Raw genomic sequence first — 17,545 nt, 5'->3', positions numbered from 1 at the left:
GCGCTGCCGGAAGAACTGGTGGGCGGCCGGAGCGCGGTGACGACCACGTTCGCGCAGCCGCCCGCGGCGGTGGCCGTGGCCCTGGAGGGAGGCGCCGGTGACGATGTGGCGCTGGGGGTGGAAGGCGCCGAGCGGCCCGTCGGCCGCGACGGATCGCCCGAGCCTCCGGTGCTCGTCTCCGACGGGCCCAGGGCCGTGCTGGTGTTCCGGCTCACCGGTGCCCGGGCCGGGACCGCCGTGACCGTCACCACCGGAGCCGCACGCCGGCTGTACGCGGTCTTCGCCGCCGTACCCGCGACACCGGACCGGGATCACGGCGACCGGGAGGCCCTGGCCGCCGATCCGGTCACGGCCCTGTGCGACGCGGTTTCCCGGCTCGGCGTGGAGGCCCTCGTGCCCGCGCCGTGCGAACCCGGTGCGGACCTGGCCGAAGTGGTCTGGAAGGAAGGCTGATGCCGATGCCCTCGCTCCCGCCGCCGGGCACGTTCACGCTGTATCCGTTCGCCGAACCACCGCTCCCCGCCGGCCGGTACACCCTGTCCGGTGAGGTCGCCGGGCTCCCCGGCCCGGTCGAACCGCTGCCGGTGACCGTGGACGTGGTCGCACCTCGCTACGCGCTCCCGCCCGACCAGGTGCTCGGCACCTTCCCCCCGGCGGGCGCGCGCGGGGCGTTCACCTCACGGCTCCCCCAAGTCGTGCTGCGGCGGCGCACCTTGCCGTGGGAGCGCTCGCCCGACCTGGGGACGGCGGCGGTTCCGACACCGTGGCTCGCGCTCGTCCTGATCGCGGAGGGGGAGGGCGAGCTCAAGCCCGATGTCGCGGTCGAGCAGTGCGTGACGCCCGGTGTCGCACTGGGCGCGGAGCGGGACGTGCCCAAGGGCTCGTGCCTGGTGGTGCCGCGACGGGTGGTCGACCTGGTGTTCCCCACCCGTGAGGATCTCGCGCTGCTCACCCATGTTCGCGAGGTGGACCTGTTGGACACCGAGCTGGCCATGGGGGACGACGACGGCTGGATGGCCGTGGTGCTCGGCAACCGGCTGCCGCAGCCGGGCATCCGCTATCTCGCGTGCCTGATCAGCCTCGAAGGACAGTGGAACGAACTGCCGCCCCCGGTGCCCGCCGCCGGACTCGGCGCGGACTACCGGCGGATCGCGAACGTCCTCGACCTGGGTGTGCTGGCCGCCGAGGAGTTCGGTCCCCGCCCCGCGGCCGACGTCTCCACGATGCGGCTGCCGGGCAGCGGCGCCGACCGGGTCACGCAGGCACCTTCCGCGCGAGCCGCGGCGAGTACGGGAGCGGATCATCCGGCCGGGCCCGCCGTGCGGTCGGCCACCGGCAAAGCCGTGCCCTCGGGCAGTGGCTGGGCGAGCACTCAGGGCGGACCGGCGGCCTCCCTCGGCAGCGGCGCCATCACGTACAACGCGTCCGGATCCGCCGACCCGACCGTGCACGCCAAGGCCGCGCTCGGCGACGGCTTCACCTTCGCCGCCGAACTGGCCGGCCAACGGACCCTGCGCTTCCCGGTGCTCGCCCACTGGTCGTTCCGTTGCGAGGAGCGCGGGGACTTCCAGTATCTGGCGCAGCGGATCACCTCGCGGCTGCTGGGGCACATGGCGGCCGATCCGGAAGTCCCGGACACCCCCGACGGCGACCCCGCGCCGGCGGGCGGACCCGACGCGCCGGGCGCGGTGCCGGAGCCCGGCGCCGGCCGGCCGCTGCCGCTCGTCGCCGAGACCGGCCACGTCCTGCTGGACGCGGTGACGCGCCGCGGCGACGGCGCCCAGGCCTGGTTCCGCGGCCCCCTGTCGCCCTCGCCCGTCGAACGCGCCACCACCCGCCCGGTCGACGACGGCCGCCCGCCGCTCGCCCACCACGCCGACCAGTTGCGCCGGGTCACCCCCGACGGACGCGAAGACCTGGGCTACGCGGCCGCGTTCGAACTCGGCAGACTGCTCGCCCTGAGCCGGCCGGGCGTCGCCGCCGCACTCGGCCGGTGGCGCCAGGAGGCGTACGGCGCGGCCCGGGGCTCCGGGATGAACACGGAGGGCCTCACCGACCTCCCGGACGACCTGCGCGCGGAGGCCGAACGGCCCGCTCCCTTCACCGACGACCGTACCGAGCGCATCCGGTCCGCGACCGTGGGCCGCCGAGCAGCGCGCGCGGTGCTCGGCGCCCTCGGCGACGACCCGGGCGTCCTCGCCCCGTCCCGGCCGCTGGCCGACCCCGCCGACAGCGACGACCTGCGCCGGCTGCTCGACGCGGGCCGCGACGAGGTCGTACTGCGCGGCCTCGGGCTCATCGGTGCCGGTGCCGGCGGCGGACTCGACGGCGTGGACCTGCGCGACGCGCCCGCCGTGGCCGACGCCCTGGCGGTACTCCCCCCGCAGGTGGCGGGCGCCCGCGACCGCGAGGCCGACCGCGCCGCCCTGCGCCACGCCTTGGAGACCGAGGCCGCGCGCCTCGCCGCGGACGCCGAGGAGCTACCGCGCTTCGGCACGTCCACCGAAGCCCTTCAGGAGGAAGAACGGTGAACAAGGCCCTCCGGTCCGCCTTCGTCCTGGACCACCTCATCGGGCACATCGTCTCGGTGGTGGCCACCGGCCTCGTCGAGCAGATCGGGGACGACGCACCGGATCCGGGACCGCGCAAGGTGCCCCGCGACCTGCGGCTGTGGCTGGCACGGCTGCGCCTGCTGGAAGCCGTGCCCTTCGCCCACCTCGTCGCGGACGCAACCCTGCTGCCGCCCGAGTCGATCCGCTTCTTCCACGTGGACCGCGGCTGGACGGATGCGCTGGTCGAGGGTGCCCTCTCGGTCGGGACCGTGACCAGCGCCGACCGCTCGGCGCTGGAACAGCTCTACGGCACCGTGCGGACCGAGGTCGACGAGGCCGAGCGGCTCGTCCGGCTCCCCGGCCGCGAGCCGGGAGCGGCGGTGCCCAGCGGCCCGGCCGGACCGGTCACCGGATTCCTGCTGCGGTCGCGGATGGTCTCGGGCTGGCCCGGCATCCATGTGCGCGGGTATGCGGAGGACAATCTGCGGCTGGCCCCGCCCGTCGACGACGACGAGGTCGGCGACGCGCAGGACCGGCCGATGCGCAAACTCGGACTGCTGCGCCTGGAGCGGCTCGCCCCGGCCGTCCTGCTCGCCCTGTTCGACGGCCTGCCGGCCGTGGTCCATCTCGAAGAACCCCGTGCGGGTGTCCAGTTCGGCGTCGACGAGACCGAGTCCGGCGGCCGGGTCCGGGCGGAGGTGCACCTGCGTGACCCGGCGACCGGGGACCGCTTCGCCCCGGCCAGGACCGTGGAGGTGCCCTTCCGCAAGAGCGCCCCCGGAGTGCTGCACCTGCGGGCGCTCGCCGAGCGGATGACCGCTGCCGCGCCCGAGCTGGGGGCGACGCTGGACGCCGCTGAATTCGCCCTACAGATGGTGCAGTTCCCCTACCGCGCGGTCTTCGCCGACCGGACCCTGACCGGCGGCCCGCCCGCCGACCACCTCGACGCCTTCCGCCCCGGGGTCGGATACACGCTGCTCAAGAAGCACTTCGGGGGAGGACAGTGATGGCACCCGAGCCGGTGTACGACCCGCGGACCGTCGCCGGACGGCAGTTCACGGCTTCCTGGAGCGCCCTGGTCCGCTCGGACCTCCGGGTCGGTGAGGTCCGCACCTGGGACCCGGATCTCCTGCGCGAGCCCCGGGTGCTGGTGCCCGTGGACGTCCAGGCGCTGGTCGTACCGGACGGGGGCGAGCCCGCCGTACGGCTGCCAGGGCCGCTCACACCAGGCGCCACCGCCTCGGCACAGGTGCTCGACGGTCCGCAGCCCTTCGACCCAGGCACCCCCCGCCCGGCCGGGGTCCACCTGCACTGGGCGCTGCCCGACACGCTGCTGCGCGGGCAGTTGCGCGACCCCCGCCCGCCCCGCGAGCCCGGCACCCCCGCACCGGCCCCGGCCGGCCCGGACGCGGCGGGCGGCGGTCTTGGCCTGCCCCCGCTCCCCGACCGGTGGGCGGTGCTCCGGCTGCTGGCAGCCGAGGGCGCGGCCACCGGTACGGCCACTCCGGTGACGGTGCGCGGCTGGGTGCTCGACGCCTCGAAGGCGGTCGCCTGGGACCTGCCGCAGTACCCCGCCGGGACGCCGATGCCGCTGCCCTCGGCGCCCGTTGTCCCCAAGGCGGGGCTCACCGGAGCAGCCGGCGGTTCGCTCACCTGGACCGGCGGATACGACGCCGCCTTCGGCCGGTTCGCCTGGCACGATCCACTCGATGACGTGCTCTCGGACCCGACCCTCGGCGGCGCGGTCCCGGGCGGGCCGGTCGGCGGGAAGGCCACGTATCTGGTGGTCGGCTGGTGGTCAGACCCCGAGCTCGATCCGCTCGACGAGGTGCGCACCGAGGGCGGGCTCGGCGAGCGGCTCACCGCACTGTCCTGGCGGCTGCTGCCGGGGGCCGGCCACAGCACGGGCGGGCAGAGCGGAAAGGAGACGGGCAAGGCCAAGCGCGCCGGGACCGTCGGACTGCGGCACGCCGGCCGCTGGGCGTCGGCTCAGGGCACCGCCCTGGACGACGTCGCCCGGCACGCGGTACGCGAGGCTCCGGCGAGCCTCGCCGCACACGCCCGTCTGATCCGGCCCGGCCGGGATCCCGGCGCCGAGGCCTCGACTCTGCTGCACGGGGCCGTGATCGGAGTCCCCGTCATGGGTGCGCCGGGCACGGATCCACGGCCCGCCCCCGGCGCCACCCGGCTTGCCTTCGGCGACTGCACGGACGAGGTCGCCGGTGCGCTGGCCGCCACCGGAATGGGTCTTTCCGACGACTCCAGGGCCGCCACGGAGCGGCTGCTCGTCGCGTTCACCTCACGGCTGATGCCCCGCCTCGGCAGCCCCGACGGATTCGCCGAGGTCGACCAGGCCCGGCACGCGGCCGGGTTCACCTCGGTCGACCCCGGTGAGCCCGCCGAGACCGACCGGGTCCGCACCGGCCGGGCGACCGTCCCCCCGCGCACCAGGCGTACAGCCAGCGCGGTCGGGAAGGGGGGCGTGGACAAGATCGTCGGCAAGGTCACCCTGTCCTTCGCCACACGCAAGGTCCGCGGGCTGCTCGCCGAGGAGGAGCGGTGGCAGACCGCGGCCCAACAGCCTGGCTCCCCCGGCGGCACGGCAGGCGGGGTTCCGGCGGCGGACACCGGCCCGGGAGAGGAGATCGTCCAGCGGCCCGCCCCGCGCCGGTACGTGCCCAGCGACCCGGTCGTCGCCGTCGCCGGGGCGGGCCGCAGCCTGCGGCACGGCAAGGACGGGCGGGGCAGCCAAGACGCCCGGCTGGGCGTGCGCCGCCCCACGCAGATCGTCAGTGGGTACGACGGCGTGGTGGCCGGCTCCGACCTGCTGCGGAGCCTGGGTTCCGGGGCACTGCCGCCCGAGGCCGTCGCCCTGGCCGCCGAGGCCCTGCTGCTCGCCCCCTACCTCGGCCACTGGCTCGCCCGCGTCGGCGCCGCGTCGGCGGTCGGCCTCGACCCCAAGGGCGTCCTGACCCGTATCGCCGCCGAACTGGCCCTGCGCTACGACGACGCGGGCGCCTACACCGCCGCATCCGGGCTGTCCGTGGCCGCGGTGCCGCGACCCGTCGACGCGGTCCAGGGCAGCGGCGCGGCCGCCCGCGACGTCGTCGCCGAACGGCTGCGCAGGCATTCGCTGCTGAACGGCGTCGAACCCGATCCCGTGGCGATCACCGCCTGGGCACAGCCCTGGGTGCCCCTGTGGCTGGAGAGCGAGGTGCGGCTGGACAGCGCCGCGCCGCCGGACGAACTCACCGGCTGGCAGCCGGGCCCCGTCGACCTGGAGCCAGCCGCCTCGGCGCAGGGCCCCGCCGTCCACGACACCACGACGGTCGCGCTCCGAGTGCCGCTCACCACCGGCCCGGCCGAGATCCTGGCCGGAGCCGTCGCCCGGTACGTGGCGGACGAGGACGAACGCGACCGCCAAGGCATCGGCGAGATCGACCAGGCCACCCGAGACCGCCTGCACGCGCTGGCGTCCGCGGCCGGCTCCCTCGACCTGCTCGGCGCCGCGCTGGACGGGGTGCGATCGGCCCTGCTCGGGCTACCGGTCTCCGGTGTCCGGACCCGGGACCCGGCCGGCCATCCCCAGCGCCCCACCCCGACGGGCCTGCCCCGGCTGCTCGCCTCCGGTACGGCCGAGCTGACCCGGGCCCGAATCGTCGACGCCTTCGGACGCACCCTGGATCTCGATCCGGCCACCGCTGTGGTGCCCTCCCGGCTCGAGGTACCGGGCGCGGCCCCGGCGACCCTGCGCCGACCGCCGCGGCTGACCGCGCCCGCCCGCTGTCGACTGCGCCCGGTGTCGTCGGCGGCGACCACGGCCGACGGCGCGGTCCCCGCGCGGGTGGACGAGATCGACCCGGGTGCGCAGGTCAATCCGGTCGCCGGATTCCTGCTGCCGGATCACGTCGACGAATCCGTCGAGGTGTTCTCCGCCGACGGAACGCCCCTCGGTGAACTGCTCGTCGAACCGGTGGGCGGCGGAGTGACCTGGGAACCCGCACCCGGCCGCCCGCTTCCCCCAGGACCGCGGCCCCCCGGCGCGGACCTGCCGCCCGCCCAGGCGGTGCTAGGCAGGCTCGCGGCCGGCATGGTCGCCGCCGACGCCACCGCCCGCGCGGGCCGCACCGCGGCGGACGCCGCCGCCGACCCGCAACCGGTCCGCGAGTCCGCGCTCTCCGCCTTCCTGCGAGCCGTCGACACGACCTTGTGGACCGTCGACCCGGTCTCCGGAGCCGGGAGTTCCGCGGTCGGCGGGATCGTCGGACGCCCCGTGGCCGTCGTGACCGCGACCCTGACCCTCGACGTCGCCGACGACCTCGACGCGCTCGAACTCGACGCGGCCGGACGCACCGCCCGGGAAGCGGCCTACCGGGACCTGGCCCGCCACGACATCCCGGTACGGCTCGGCGAGATCACCCGCAGCGACGACGGGCTGCTCGGCTACTTCCTGGACGGGGACTTCGGCCGGGTCCATCTCGTGGACCGCGTCGTCGCCGACCTGGCCCGGGAGTCCGGTCGTGGCCGGGGCCACCTCGGCACCTGGAGCGAAACCCCGGCCCTGCCGGCCAAGGACCCGATCAGTCACCCCTATCTGCACGCCGAGGACGTGGTCCGGCTGCGCCCCGGCGTCCCCCGGCTGGTCACCCTGCTCATGCTGCCCGGCTCCGCCGTCCACGTCACCGCGGGTGTCGTGCCGCGCACCGCGCTACGGCTGTCGCGGGCCTGGTTCGCCCCCGGGCTCGAACGGCTCTCGCCGTCCGTACGGATCGGACCGGTGCTCCTGGACCCGGGCGACGTCCGGCTGCCCCTCGTCGCCGCCCTGGGCGACCGGCAGCGGCTGACCACCCGTGAGGGCCCGCTGGGCTGGCGCGACGACGCGATCCTCGCCGCCACCCAGGCCGCGCTGCTGCCGGAGCGCGCCTGCGTACTGCGCGAGGGCTGGATCAGGGTCGCACCCGACACCGCCCCGCCCGACACCACCGGGGAGCAGAGTTGAGCCGTTACGACTGGCCCGCCGCACGACCCGGCGGCGGCCGCGGAGCCCGCCGCGGCCGGGCCGAGGAACGCAGGCGCCACAACAGCTCGTTCACCACCGGCTCCGGCGACATCACCGCCGTCGAAACGGCCCCCTCTGTCCCCGTCGTCATGCAAGAACCCCGCGAGACACTCCTGCGCCGCCTGCGCAAGTGGTTCGCCCGGGCGGCACCGCCGCCCGGCGGCCCGAACGCCGACCGCGATCTGTGGCTCCCTGTCGGCCCCTCGGGCACCCTGCGCGGCCAGGCCGACAGCGACCCCCGCGTGGCCGGGCGCGTACGGGATCTGCGGATCAGCCCCGACGGGCAACGCGCGTACGCGGCCTCCGCCGCGGGCGGGCTCTGGTACACGGACACCGCGGGAGCCCGCTGGGAGGCGGTCGGCGCCTGGGCCTCGGTCGCCGCCCGCGCCGAACTCGCCGCCGCCTCCCACTCGCTGACCTGCGGGGCGGTGTACGTACGCTTCGACGCCGGCGGCGACCCGGCGGGCGACGAGGTGTGGCTGCTCACCGGCGAGCCCGGCTCACGGGGCGTGACGCCGGTCGAGTCGGGCACCGGTGGGGCCTACGGCGGGGTGGGCGTGCTCTTCGCCCGTGGTCCGGTGCACACCTCCCGGACCACGCCGCTCATCGACCCGTGGACCCGTCAGGCGCAGCCCCGGCTCGCCGCCGGGGGCGTCCCCGCGTACCCGGGTCTGCGGGGCGCCGGTGCGTACACCGTGGCCGCCGACCCGGCCGACGACCGCCATCTGGTCGCCGCCACCACTCGGGGGCTGCACGAGAAGAGCGCGGCCGGCGCCGGGGATCCGTGGTCGCTGGTGACCGTAGCCGCCTGGGAGGCCCTCGCGGCCGGCACCAGCGCCCGCGTCTCCGTCTGCGATGTCGCCTGGACCCCGGCGACCGGAGCGCACCCGGCCCGACTGTGGGTGGCCGTCGCCAACAGCGGCGTGGCCGGACTCGACGGACTGTGGCTCAGTACCGCGGGCCCCGCCGGGCCGTTCGCGCAGGTCGCCCTCCCGGGCCTGGGCGCACACCGGCGGCTCGGCCTCGCCGCCGACCCGGCTTTCCCCGATGTGCTCTACGTCCTCGGCTCCGGCCCCGTGATGTGGCGGGTGGACAACGCGATCGCCACCCCGGTCGCGCCCCTGCCCGCGGGACTCTTCCAGCCGCCCGGGGGCAACGACCAGTCGGGCTACGACCTGGCCCTGGCGGTGGACCCGGCGAACGCGAGCCGGGTCGTCGTCGGCGGTTCGACCGCCGCGAGCCCGCACGACGGGTCGTGGTCGGCCTCCCTCTACAGGCTGACCCTGGCCGGCGGCCCGCCGGGCGGCTACGTCACCGACTACGTCGCGGGTGACGCCGCCGACGCCCGCTGGATCGGCGCGGAGGTCCACGCGGACGTGCACCGGGTGCGCTGGCAGACGGTCGGCGGCGCCGCCCACGTCTGGGTGTGCTGCGACGGCGGCGTCTTCCGCTCCACCGCCGCCGGCGCCCCCGGAACGTTCGCCTCCCGCTCCACCGGCCTGGCCGTCACCGAGGTGGGCTTCCTCGCCCTGCACCCCCTCAGCGACGGCCCGGTGCTCGCCGGAGTGCAGGACAACGGCGCCCAACTGCGCGTCGGAGAATCGGTGTGGCGCCGTGCGCTGGGCCAGGGCGACGCGGGCGGCGTCGCCTTCGACCCCGGCACCCCCGGCCGTTTCGTGGCCCAGTACGCCAACTCCGAGTGGTTCGAGGACGGCGACACGGAGGTCACGCCCTCCCGGCGCGGCGCCGCCGCGGCCTTCGGTCTGGAGAACAGCCGCAGCCGCTTCTACTCCAACCCGGCCGTGCTGCGCCGGGCCGACGGCGTCACCCAGCTCGCCGTCGGCACCAACCGCGTCTGGTACTCCGAGCGCTGGGGCCGGTCCTGGCAGAGCGGGGCGATCTGGAAGCGCCTGTGGGACACCCTTCCGGCGGATCCCGGCGTGCCCTCGCCGCCGGTGGACCCCCGGGCCGGAGACGCCAACGACGCGGTGACCAACACCTTCACCGCACTCTCGGGCCCGCTGCCCCTGGGGGCACTCGCCTGGCCGAACGGAATCCACGCACTGCGCTGGGGCGGGGAGGACCGGCTGTACGTCCTCCAGCGCGGGGCCGTGCACCGGCTCGACCGCAACCCCGCGCTCGTCGGCCCCTGGACGCTCACCACGATCATGACGCGCCCCGCCCCACCGGTGGTGGCCCCGGCGGCCCTTCCCTGGCCACTGGCCGCGGCCACCCTGCCGTTCGCCGGGGCACTCAACGACTTCGCGGTGCACGACCCTGCCGCCGGACCCCACGGGTCGCTGTACGTCGCGACCAGTCATCCCCTTGAGCCCCTGTGGTGGTTCGACGGCAACGCGACCTGGCACCCCTGCCGCCTCGGCACCCTCGTGCCTCCGGCGCCGCCGCTGCCCGCCGTGGTCCCCCTCCCGCCCGACGGTGTCCGCGCGCCCGCCTACGCGGTGGTGGTGGATCCCGCCAACCCGTCGATCGTGTACGTGGGCACGGCGGTCGGCGTGTGGCGCGGCGTCCTGACCCTGCCGGGACCCACCTGGGTCTGGACGCCGTACGTCTCCGGGCTGCCCGAGGCCGCCGTGCAGGACCTCGTGATCGGAAGCTGGCCGCGGCCGGGGGGCGGCTCACTGACCCTGCTGCGGGCGGCACTTCAGGCCCGCGGCGTCTGGGAGGTCGAGCCCGGTGTCGACGCCGCCCCCACGACCTACCTGCGCGTCCATCCGTACGACAGCCGCCGGATCACGCCGACCGACCCGCGCGATCCCCTGTGGCACCTGCCGCGGCCGGAGCGGGACTGGCCGCTGGACTGGGGCGATCGGCGCAACCGGGACTTCCGCACCGGGGCGGGCACACCGGCCCCGGCACCGGACGGCACGCCGGTGGGCTCGTACCCCTGGCACGCCAGTCCGGACATCCGGCTGCGCCCGGCGCGCGCGGCGACAGCGGTTCCGGCGGGCCCGGCGGGGCTGCCCTGGACGACGCCCCCCGCCAACCGGTTCTGGCTGTGGAGCCTGCAGACCGCGCTGCGGGCTGTCGACCCGCTCATCGTCCCCGACGGGCGGTGGACCGCGTGGTGGCGGTCCCGGCTGCGCGGGGTGCGCGTCACCCTCGGCCTGGACCCCGCGCCCGGCCAGACGCGCGTCGACAACGCGCTGTGGAACCATCCCCAGGTCCAGGCCGCCTTCTGGACCGACCCGTGGGCGGCGGCCGAGCCGACGGAGCACGATCTCATCGAGCGCGTCGTGGGCCAGCCCACCCCGCGCGTCGGCCCTCCGACGGCCAAGGCCACCTCGCCCGCGAGCGCGGCGGCTCTCCGGCGCCCCTACCGGGTGGACGTCTGTCTGCACCATCGCGGCCGGGAGGAGGTGCGGGCCGCGACGGCCGCGGTGACCCTGCTGCGCCTGCCGCTGCCTGCCGCGCCGGCCGCCTGGGCGGGACTCGCCCCGCCGGCCTTTCCCGCCGGGCCCGCGCTCACGGCCCTGCGTGGGGCCCTGGACGCCCTGCCCGCGGCGGGCGGTGCGCTCCCGGGCGGCCTTCCGCTCGCGGGCGGTTGGACCGTGGCCGACGCCGCGGTCGGGGTCCGCCGTCCCACGCGTTCCGTGGTCACCGGGGCTCCGGCCGTGGTCGGCTTCGACGTGGACTTCAGCGCCGCGGCGCCCGGTTCGCGCTGGCTGCTGCTCGCTCTCGCGCACTCGACGGCGGACCCGCTGACGCCGGTCGGAGCCGACCTGCGGGCCTTGGCCCTGGGCAGCCGGCATGCCGCCGCCCGGAGCGTGCAGGTCGTCTGAGGGACCCGGCGACGCACGGGGCGGGCCGGGAGGCGTCCGTTCGGAGCGGGTGGAGCTGATGCCCCGGGCGATGCGGTTCTTCGGCGGCAGGAGTGACGCGTACCCCGGAACACGCGGTCGCGGAAGGCGAGATCACGGAGCGTCGGCCGCGGCCGGGCAGACTGCCGGGATGAGCGATATCGCGCCGCCCGGCGGCAGCGCCCCCGACGGGAAACGCTGGCTCACCCCGGGCGTCAAGGGCATCGGCTCCGCCAGCCTCTTCGCCGACGTCGGCCACGAGATCCCCACCGCCCTGCTGCCCTCCCTGCTGACCTCCCTCGGCGCACCGGCGGCGGCTCTGGGCGTGATCGAAGGGGTCTCGGACGGCCTCGCCGGTGTGGCCAGGTTCGGCGGGGGCGCGCTGGCGGACGATCCGTCCCGTCGTCGCAGGGTCGCCGTCGGCGGCTACACGGCCACCGCCGTCCTCGGCGCGGCGACCGCCGGGGCGACCGCCGTGTGGCAGGTCGGTGTGCTGAGGGCGGCGGCCTGGACCGCCAGGGGCCTGCGGGTCCCGTCCCGTAACGCCCTGCTCGCCGACATGGTCCCCGCGGGGGCGTACGGACGCGCCTATGGTTTCGAGCGGATGATGGACAACCTGGGTGCGATCCTCGGCCCGTTGGTGGCCCTCGGACTGGTCGCCTGGCTCGGCGTCACCTGGGCCATCGCCCTTTCCGTGATCCCCGGTCTGCTGGCCGCCGCCGCCATCGTCTACGCGATCCGCCACACCCCCCGCCCCACCCGCCGGACCAGGATGCCCCTCAGGATCCGCATCAAGCCGGTGCTGCGGGGTGACCTCGGACCCCTGATGGCCGCTGTGGCGGCCTTCGAGGTGGGCAACGTCGCTGTGACCATGCTGATCCTGCGGGCTTCCGAGCTGCTCGAACCGGAACACGGCACGACGACGGCGACCACGCTCGCGCTCGGTCTGTACACCGCGTACAACATCGCCGCGTCGCTGGCCTCCGTACCCGCCGGCCTGCTGGCCGACCGACTGGGCCGCCGCGGCCCCGTACTGGTGCTCGCCGCAGGCGTGGCCTGCTTCGCCGTGTCCTACGGTCTGCTGGCCGTCGACGCTGCCGCCCTCGCGTACCTGGCCGTCCCCTTCGTCCTGGCCGGGGCCGGAATCGGGGCGGTCGAGACGGCGCAGCACGCGGCGGTCGCCGCGCTCGCCCCCGAGCCGCTGCGCGGTTCCGCGTTCGGCATGCTCGCCGCCGTCCAGTCCTTCGGAAACCTCGCCGCCTCCACGGTGGCCGGGGCGCTCTGGACGGCCGTGTCACCGACCGTCGCCTTCGGCTATGTGACGGCCTGGATGCTGCCGGCGCTGGCCGGGCTGGCCGTCAGCGCCCGCAGGTTGGGGAGCTGAAGGGCCGTACGAATGCCCGGGGCCGGACGGAAGGGTCCGGGCCCCGGGCTGCGGGTGAATGATTCAGCTGCCGATGCCGAAGTGCACGTACTGCGGCTCGACGTTGCGCCGGGCGTTGCCGCCCTGAAGGGTGACACCCGAGGCCACCCATTCGCCGGAGTTCGGATGGTGCCGGTGGCAGCTGACGTAGTCGCCCCACGAGCCGTCCGCCGGTCCGTCGGTGCTGTCGCGGGTGATGGACAGGCGCCATTCACCGCCGTCGCGGAATCCCACCACGTGCGCGGGATGCCGCGGGCCGCCGCCGAAGGCCAGCGAGACGCCGACGACTCCTGCCGCGTTCGGGCAGGCCGCGGGGTAGGCGAAGGCGGATTCCGCGTTCCAGATGTCCGGCTCCTCCACCAGCAGTTGGGTGGTGACGTCCACGACCGCGCCCTTGACGTAGGGCACCGGACGACCGGATCTGGGCGCCGCGGTCCACAGGAATCCCGCGCGCGTGCCGCTGACCCAGCCGCCCGTGATCCGGGAGTCGACGCGGCCGAGCCACTCCGCACCGTCGGGCCCCGTCGAGCTGTACGGGCCCGAACTCCACGGATTGACCTGGACGTCGAACGAGCCCACCGTGTTGGAGCTGTCCGGCCAGCCGTGGACGCGCAGCATCCTGCCCCCGTTGTGGCTGGCGAAGAACATGCTGTCCGTGGCCCCTTGAGTCAGCCGCAGGGAACCGTGTTCCACCGTCGTCCACCACTGGTACGTCAGGCCCGATCCCGCGCTCAGCGCGTCGAGGGGCAGCTTGAAGGCCACCGCGCGCTGGAACCTGTCGCCGGAGTTGAATACGTTGAACGTCACGTACAGGTGGTTGTTGCTGAGCGCCGCATCCGGATAGTCGAACCACAAGTCGGTCCAGGAGGAGTCGAGTTCGACGGGGCTGAAATCCCACCAGTGCCAGCTGTCAGGACTCGCGCCCGGAGCCACGGCGACCCGGAAGACGTTGTTGCCGCCCGGGACGGCGATGTACTGGAGGATCCAGATCCAGATGTCGCGGCTCGGATCGTGGACGATCATCTGGTCGCAGCAAAACCCGTTGGCGGCCGAGGGCAGCGTGGTGAACGGGTCGACGAACTTCCAGTCGTCGCCGTTGTTGGCGCTGCTGGCAGCCGCCCAGTTGCAGGTGTAGAAGATGCCGCTGTCGGCTGTGGCTACGGTGGGCTCATTGACGGTGCTCGTCTGGGTACCGGTGACCGAGTCGTCGAGGCCGATGTTCTTGATGAGTTGGACAATCGCCATGGCTACTGTGCTCCTTGGCGAGCTGTGTCGGTGTGCCCGCGCTCAGGCAGGGCTTTCGGTCACGGCTCTTCCGGGACGGTTTCGGGCGCCTGGCCCTGCGTGGGGCCCATCGGCTTACGAGGCCTCGTGAACCTCTCCTCGCGGCGGTCGAGTTGCTCGGCCGTCGGCGTCCTGCCTGCCGCCTCGTCCCGCGGTTCCGGCTCGCCCGGCTCGGGCAGTTTGTTAGCCGGTCCGGCATGGGCCACCGAGGCGTCCTGAGCCCTGTACTCAGGGCCCGTACCGCGCTTTTCGTTCGACATCCGTCATCCCCTCGCTCCTGCGTTCGCCGCCGCAACTCCTGGCGGGCCCGGACCCCAAAACACCATCGTCTTCATTGCGCATCAGGTGTGTCGGCTTGTCAAACACACATAATTGCCGACGGGTTGATCATCGATGCCCATTCCACATGTTCACGCTTCAGTCATTGCCCGGTAAACGATTGAGCGGGCAATATCCCCTCACAGGCCCGCTACCAGACGGCCCGTATAGCCGACCATCACGGTCCAGAATAGTCCGGTATAGCCACGCTCACCGATTTTGAGGTTGAATCTACGGCCGAGAAACGTGGCGAAGAACATCAGCGGCATACATACCAGAGCGACCAGATAATCACTGCCCGTCAGCAGTGCGGCATCCGTCCAGACGGCGGTCTTGGTGGCGTCGCCGACCAGGGAGGCCAGGGAGAGAGCGCCGACCAGGTGGAGGCGGTCCAGGCCGAGCCCGCGCACGGCAAGTCCCTTGAGGGGGCCGGATGTGCCGCTGAATCCGGAGGTGGCCCCGGCACCGAACGCCATCACCGGGGAACTCACCCGACGCCAGCGGGTGAGATCCAGGGATTCGACCAAGAACGCCGCGGCGAAGCTGATGATGACGGCAATGGTCACCGCCCGCTCGGGCGCGGAAACCAGCAATTTGGCCCCCAGGAAAGCGCCAACGGCAACCAAGGCGATGACGACGGCCGCCTTCCGGTACGGGAGCGTCTTCCGGTATGCGAACACCTTGACCAGGTTGTTGCAGGCGAGCAGCAGCGCCGCCAGTGCCACCCCGGGCTTGGTGCCGAGTGCGAGCGCCAGGGTGGGAACGAGAATCAGGCTGCCGCCGAATCCCGCGGAGGCGGATACGGTGAATGCGACAGCCACCGCCAAGACGACAACTGGAAACAGATACGGGTCCATCGGTGCCCCTCGGTCAACCAGCCCGCGAAGTCGGCAACAGGCGCTCCACTTCCACCATGAAATGCATCGCCGCCGACCGCCACCCCGTGCGGCGAGTTGCAACCCGGGCGCCTGCGTGGGAACCGTACGACCGAGAGGCAACCCCCCGCATGGAACAGGCACGACCGGAGACCGGCAGACGAAGGCTGTTGAAGGGCGCCGTGCTCGCCGCCGTGCCCTACGGGCTGCTGCCAGGACCGCGGACCGGGGCGCAGGTGCAGGCTCCCGACCACCCGACCGCCGAGTGGCGGCAGGCGAACACCGCCAACTTCACCGCCGCCCGCCGGCCCGTGGAGCACACCGTCGACCTGGTGATCGTCCATGTCACGCAGACCGACTACTCCGGCGCCCTGTCCGTCTTCCGGAACCCGAAGAAGCAGGTGTCAGCGCACTACCTCGTCCGCTCCTCCGACGGACATGTGGCGCAGTGCGTCCGGGAGTCGGACGTCGCCTGGCACGCCGGGAACTGGGACTACAACACCCGCAGTATCGGCATCGAGCACGAAGGCTGGGTGGACCGGCCCGACTGTTTCACCGACGCCCTGTACGAGCGATCGGCGGCGCTGACCGCGGCGATCTGCGTCAGACACGGCATCCCCAGAGACAGAAGGCACATCATCGGCCACCACGAGGTGCCGGGCACCGACCACACCGACCCCGGGCCGCACTGGGACTGGGCACGCTACCTCAAACTCGTCAAGGCTGCCTGATCGAGACAACCGGCGCCCGTCGTTCGAGTGAGCACAGCCGAAAAGGTTGTCCGCGCGCGTACCCGGAGTGACGATGTCCCCAGCCGCATCGCCGTCCCGGGAGGCCGAGTTGACGGATTCGTGGGTGGCCCTGGAGCCGGGGGCCGACCCTGCCGAACACGCACGCATGCTGCGCCGCGCGCATGAGACGTTCACCGCGGCGGGCACCGTGCCGAAGCCGGTGCGCGCCGTGGTGGCCGACTCCTGGCGGCGTTCCGCGAGAGCGGGCGTCGGGCCGGACGGCACGGCGAGCGTGGAGCTCGCGGACGGTGACCTCGGCGCCTACCGCGCGGAGCATCCGCTGGCCCGGGTGATGCCCCTGTTCCGGGAGCTGATGGGCTCGTTCGCGGCGGACGGGGAGCATCTGCTCGCGGTGTGCGACGAGCACGGCAGGCTGCTGTGGGTCGAGGGGCACGCCACGACCCGGCGGCAGGCGATGCGGATGAACTTCGTGCCCGGCGCCCGCTGGTCGGAGACGGCGGTCGGGACGAACGCGCCGGGTACGGCGGTGGCGGTCGACCGGCCGGTGCAGGTGTTCGCGGCCGAGCACTTCATCCGGCGCGTGCAGCCGTGGACCTGCGCGGCGGCGCCCGTGCACGATCCGCGCACCGGGCGGGTGTTGGGGGCCGTGGACATCACCGGGGGCGACGGTCTTGCGCATCCGCACAGCCTGGGCTTCGTGCAGGCGGTCGCGCGGGCGGCGGAGTCCCAACTGGCCCTGATCGCCCCGGTGAGCCCGGCCGCGGACACGCACCAGCTGTCCGCACTGGGCCGGGACGAGGCCCAGTTGGTCACCGGTGGCCGCCGGATCAGGCTCAGCCGGCGGCACAGCGAGATCCTCGTCCTGCTCGCCCGGCATCCGGAGGGGCTGAGCGGGGACGAGCTGCTGTGCGCGCTGTACGAGGACGAGTCGGTGACACCGGTGACCCTGCGCGCCGAACTCGCCCGGCTGCGGCGGATTCTCGGCCCCGGTCTGCTGGCGTCGCGGCCGTACCGGCTCACCGCGCCGGTCGAGTCCGACGTCTCGGTCGTCGAACGGCGCCTGGCGGCGGGGGCGGTGAGCGCGGCGGCGACGGCGTACTCCGGTCCGCTGCTGCCCGGTTCCCAGGCGCCGGCGGTGGCCAGGATCAGACGACGGCTCGCCGACGGACTGCGCACGGCGCTGATCGCCCGCCGGGACCCGGACCTGCTGGCGGACTGGGCCCACGCGCCGTGGGGCGAGGACGACCTGGACGTGTGGCGCGCCCTGGCCGCCGTTCGCCCGACGGCCACGGTCCACTCCCGCCTCGCCGCACTGGAGTCGGAACTGGCGGCTCCGCCGGGGCGAGTGGCCCGCTGATCGGCGATCGCCCCAGGTAGGAAGAGCCCTCGGCGCAACGTCCTTGCAACCTCCCCGTCCCTAGCCTCACCGCGAGAGCTGTCCAACGGAGGGCAGCGCTGGTGCAA

General features: G+C 74.4%; 9 protein-coding genes. 7 read left to right on the top strand and 2 right to left on the bottom strand.

Going from position 1 to position 17,545, the window contains the following annotated elements:
- Window positions 1-452 precede the first annotated feature (452 nt).
- The 5 genes from BN159_RS36930 to BN159_RS36910 all read left to right on the top strand — a co-directional run bounded on the left by BN159_RS36930 (window position 453) and on the right by BN159_RS36910 (window position 12,813).
- A complete protein-coding gene (locus BN159_RS36930) occupies window positions 453-2,531 on the top strand; it encodes a hypothetical protein (protein ID WP_015662150.1) in 2,079 nt (692 codons plus the stop codon).
- Window positions 2,528-3,559, top strand: coding sequence for a hypothetical protein (locus BN159_RS36925; RefSeq protein ID WP_015662149.1), 1,032 nt, complete (start codon window positions 2,528-2,530; stop codon window positions 3,557-3,559). Before BN159_RS36930 ends, BN159_RS36925 begins: the two co-directional genes overlap by 4 nt.
- Window positions 3,559-7,551 (top strand): hypothetical protein, encoded by a 3,993-nt coding sequence (locus BN159_RS36920; RefSeq protein ID WP_015662148.1) that lies wholly within the window; start codon window positions 3,559-3,561, stop codon window positions 7,549-7,551. The genes BN159_RS36925 and BN159_RS36920 overlap by 1 nt, the downstream gene beginning before the upstream one ends.
- The gene (locus BN159_RS36915; protein WP_015662147.1) at window positions 7,548-11,411 is read left to right on the top strand and encodes a hypothetical protein; all 3,864 of its coding nucleotides are present in this window, start codon (window positions 7,548-7,550) and stop codon (window positions 11,409-11,411) included. Before BN159_RS36920 ends, BN159_RS36915 begins: the two co-directional genes overlap by 4 nt.
- 169 nt (window positions 11,412-11,580) lie before the next feature.
- Complete coding sequence (locus tag BN159_RS36910) at window positions 11,581-12,813, top strand: MFS transporter (protein ID WP_015662146.1); 1,233 nt, start codon at window positions 11,581-11,583, stop codon at window positions 12,811-12,813.
- A 63-nt stretch (window positions 12,814-12,876) separates the two neighbouring features.
- On the opposite strand, the gene BN159_RS36905 is transcribed toward BN159_RS36910, so the two are convergent.
- Together BN159_RS36905 and BN159_RS36895 are read right to left on the bottom strand one after the other, a co-directional pair.
- Complete coding sequence (locus BN159_RS36905) at window positions 12,877-14,097, bottom strand: hypothetical protein (RefSeq protein ID WP_015662145.1); 1,221 nt, start codon at window positions 14,095-14,097, stop codon at window positions 12,877-12,879.
- Between the two features lie 497 nt (window positions 14,098-14,594).
- Entirely contained in the window at window positions 14,595-15,311 is a 717-nt protein-coding gene (locus BN159_RS36895) for a sulfite exporter TauE/SafE family protein (protein WP_015662143.1), read from the bottom strand.
- A 149-nt stretch (window positions 15,312-15,460) separates the two neighbouring features.
- Between BN159_RS36895 and BN159_RS36890 the strand changes: the two genes are divergently transcribed.
- Together BN159_RS36890 and BN159_RS36885 are read left to right on the top strand one after the other, a co-directional pair.
- A complete protein-coding gene (locus BN159_RS36890; RefSeq protein ID WP_015662142.1) occupies window positions 15,461-16,060 on the top strand; it encodes an N-acetylmuramoyl-L-alanine amidase in 600 nt (199 codons plus the stop codon).
- A 73-nt stretch (window positions 16,061-16,133) separates the two neighbouring features.
- Complete coding sequence (locus BN159_RS36885; protein WP_015662141.1) at window positions 16,134-17,438, top strand: GAF domain-containing protein; 1,305 nt, start codon at window positions 16,134-16,136, stop codon at window positions 17,436-17,438.
- The last annotated feature ends 107 nt before the right edge of the window (window positions 17,439-17,545 follow it).

It is taken from the genome of Streptomyces davaonensis JCM 4913, from assembly GCF_000349325.1.
Lineage (GTDB): Bacteria > Actinomycetota > Actinomycetes > Streptomycetales > Streptomycetaceae > Streptomyces > Streptomyces davaonensis.
Note: the sequence above shows the minus strand (reverse complement) of the source record. Positions and strands in the feature narration are given on the sequence as shown.

What these genes read in the sequence shown, in the direction of transcription:
- BN159_RS36930 (WP_015662150.1), top strand. Translation starts at nt 453, where the DNA reads ATGCCGATGCCCTCGCTCCCGCCGCCGGGCACGTTCACGCTGTATCCG.
- BN159_RS36920 (WP_015662148.1), top strand. Translation starts at nt 3,559, where the DNA reads ATGGCACCCGAGCCGGTGTACGACCCGCGGACCGTCGCCGGACGGCAG.
- BN159_RS36910 (WP_015662146.1), top strand. Translation starts at nt 11,581, where the DNA reads ATGAGCGATATCGCGCCGCCCGGCGGCAGCGCCCCCGACGGGAAACGC.
- BN159_RS36905 (WP_015662145.1), bottom strand. Translation starts at nt 14,097, where the DNA reads ATGGCGATTGTCCAACTCATCAAGAACATCGGCCTCGACGACTCGGTC.
- BN159_RS36895 (WP_015662143.1), bottom strand. Translation starts at nt 15,311, where the DNA reads ATGGACCCGTATCTGTTTCCAGTTGTCGTCTTGGCGGTGGCTGTCGCA.
- BN159_RS36890 (WP_015662142.1), top strand. Translation starts at nt 15,461, where the DNA reads ATGGAACAGGCACGACCGGAGACCGGCAGACGAAGGCTGTTGAAGGGC.
- BN159_RS36885 (WP_015662141.1), top strand. Translation starts at nt 16,134, where the DNA reads ATGTCCCCAGCCGCATCGCCGTCCCGGGAGGCCGAGTTGACGGATTCG.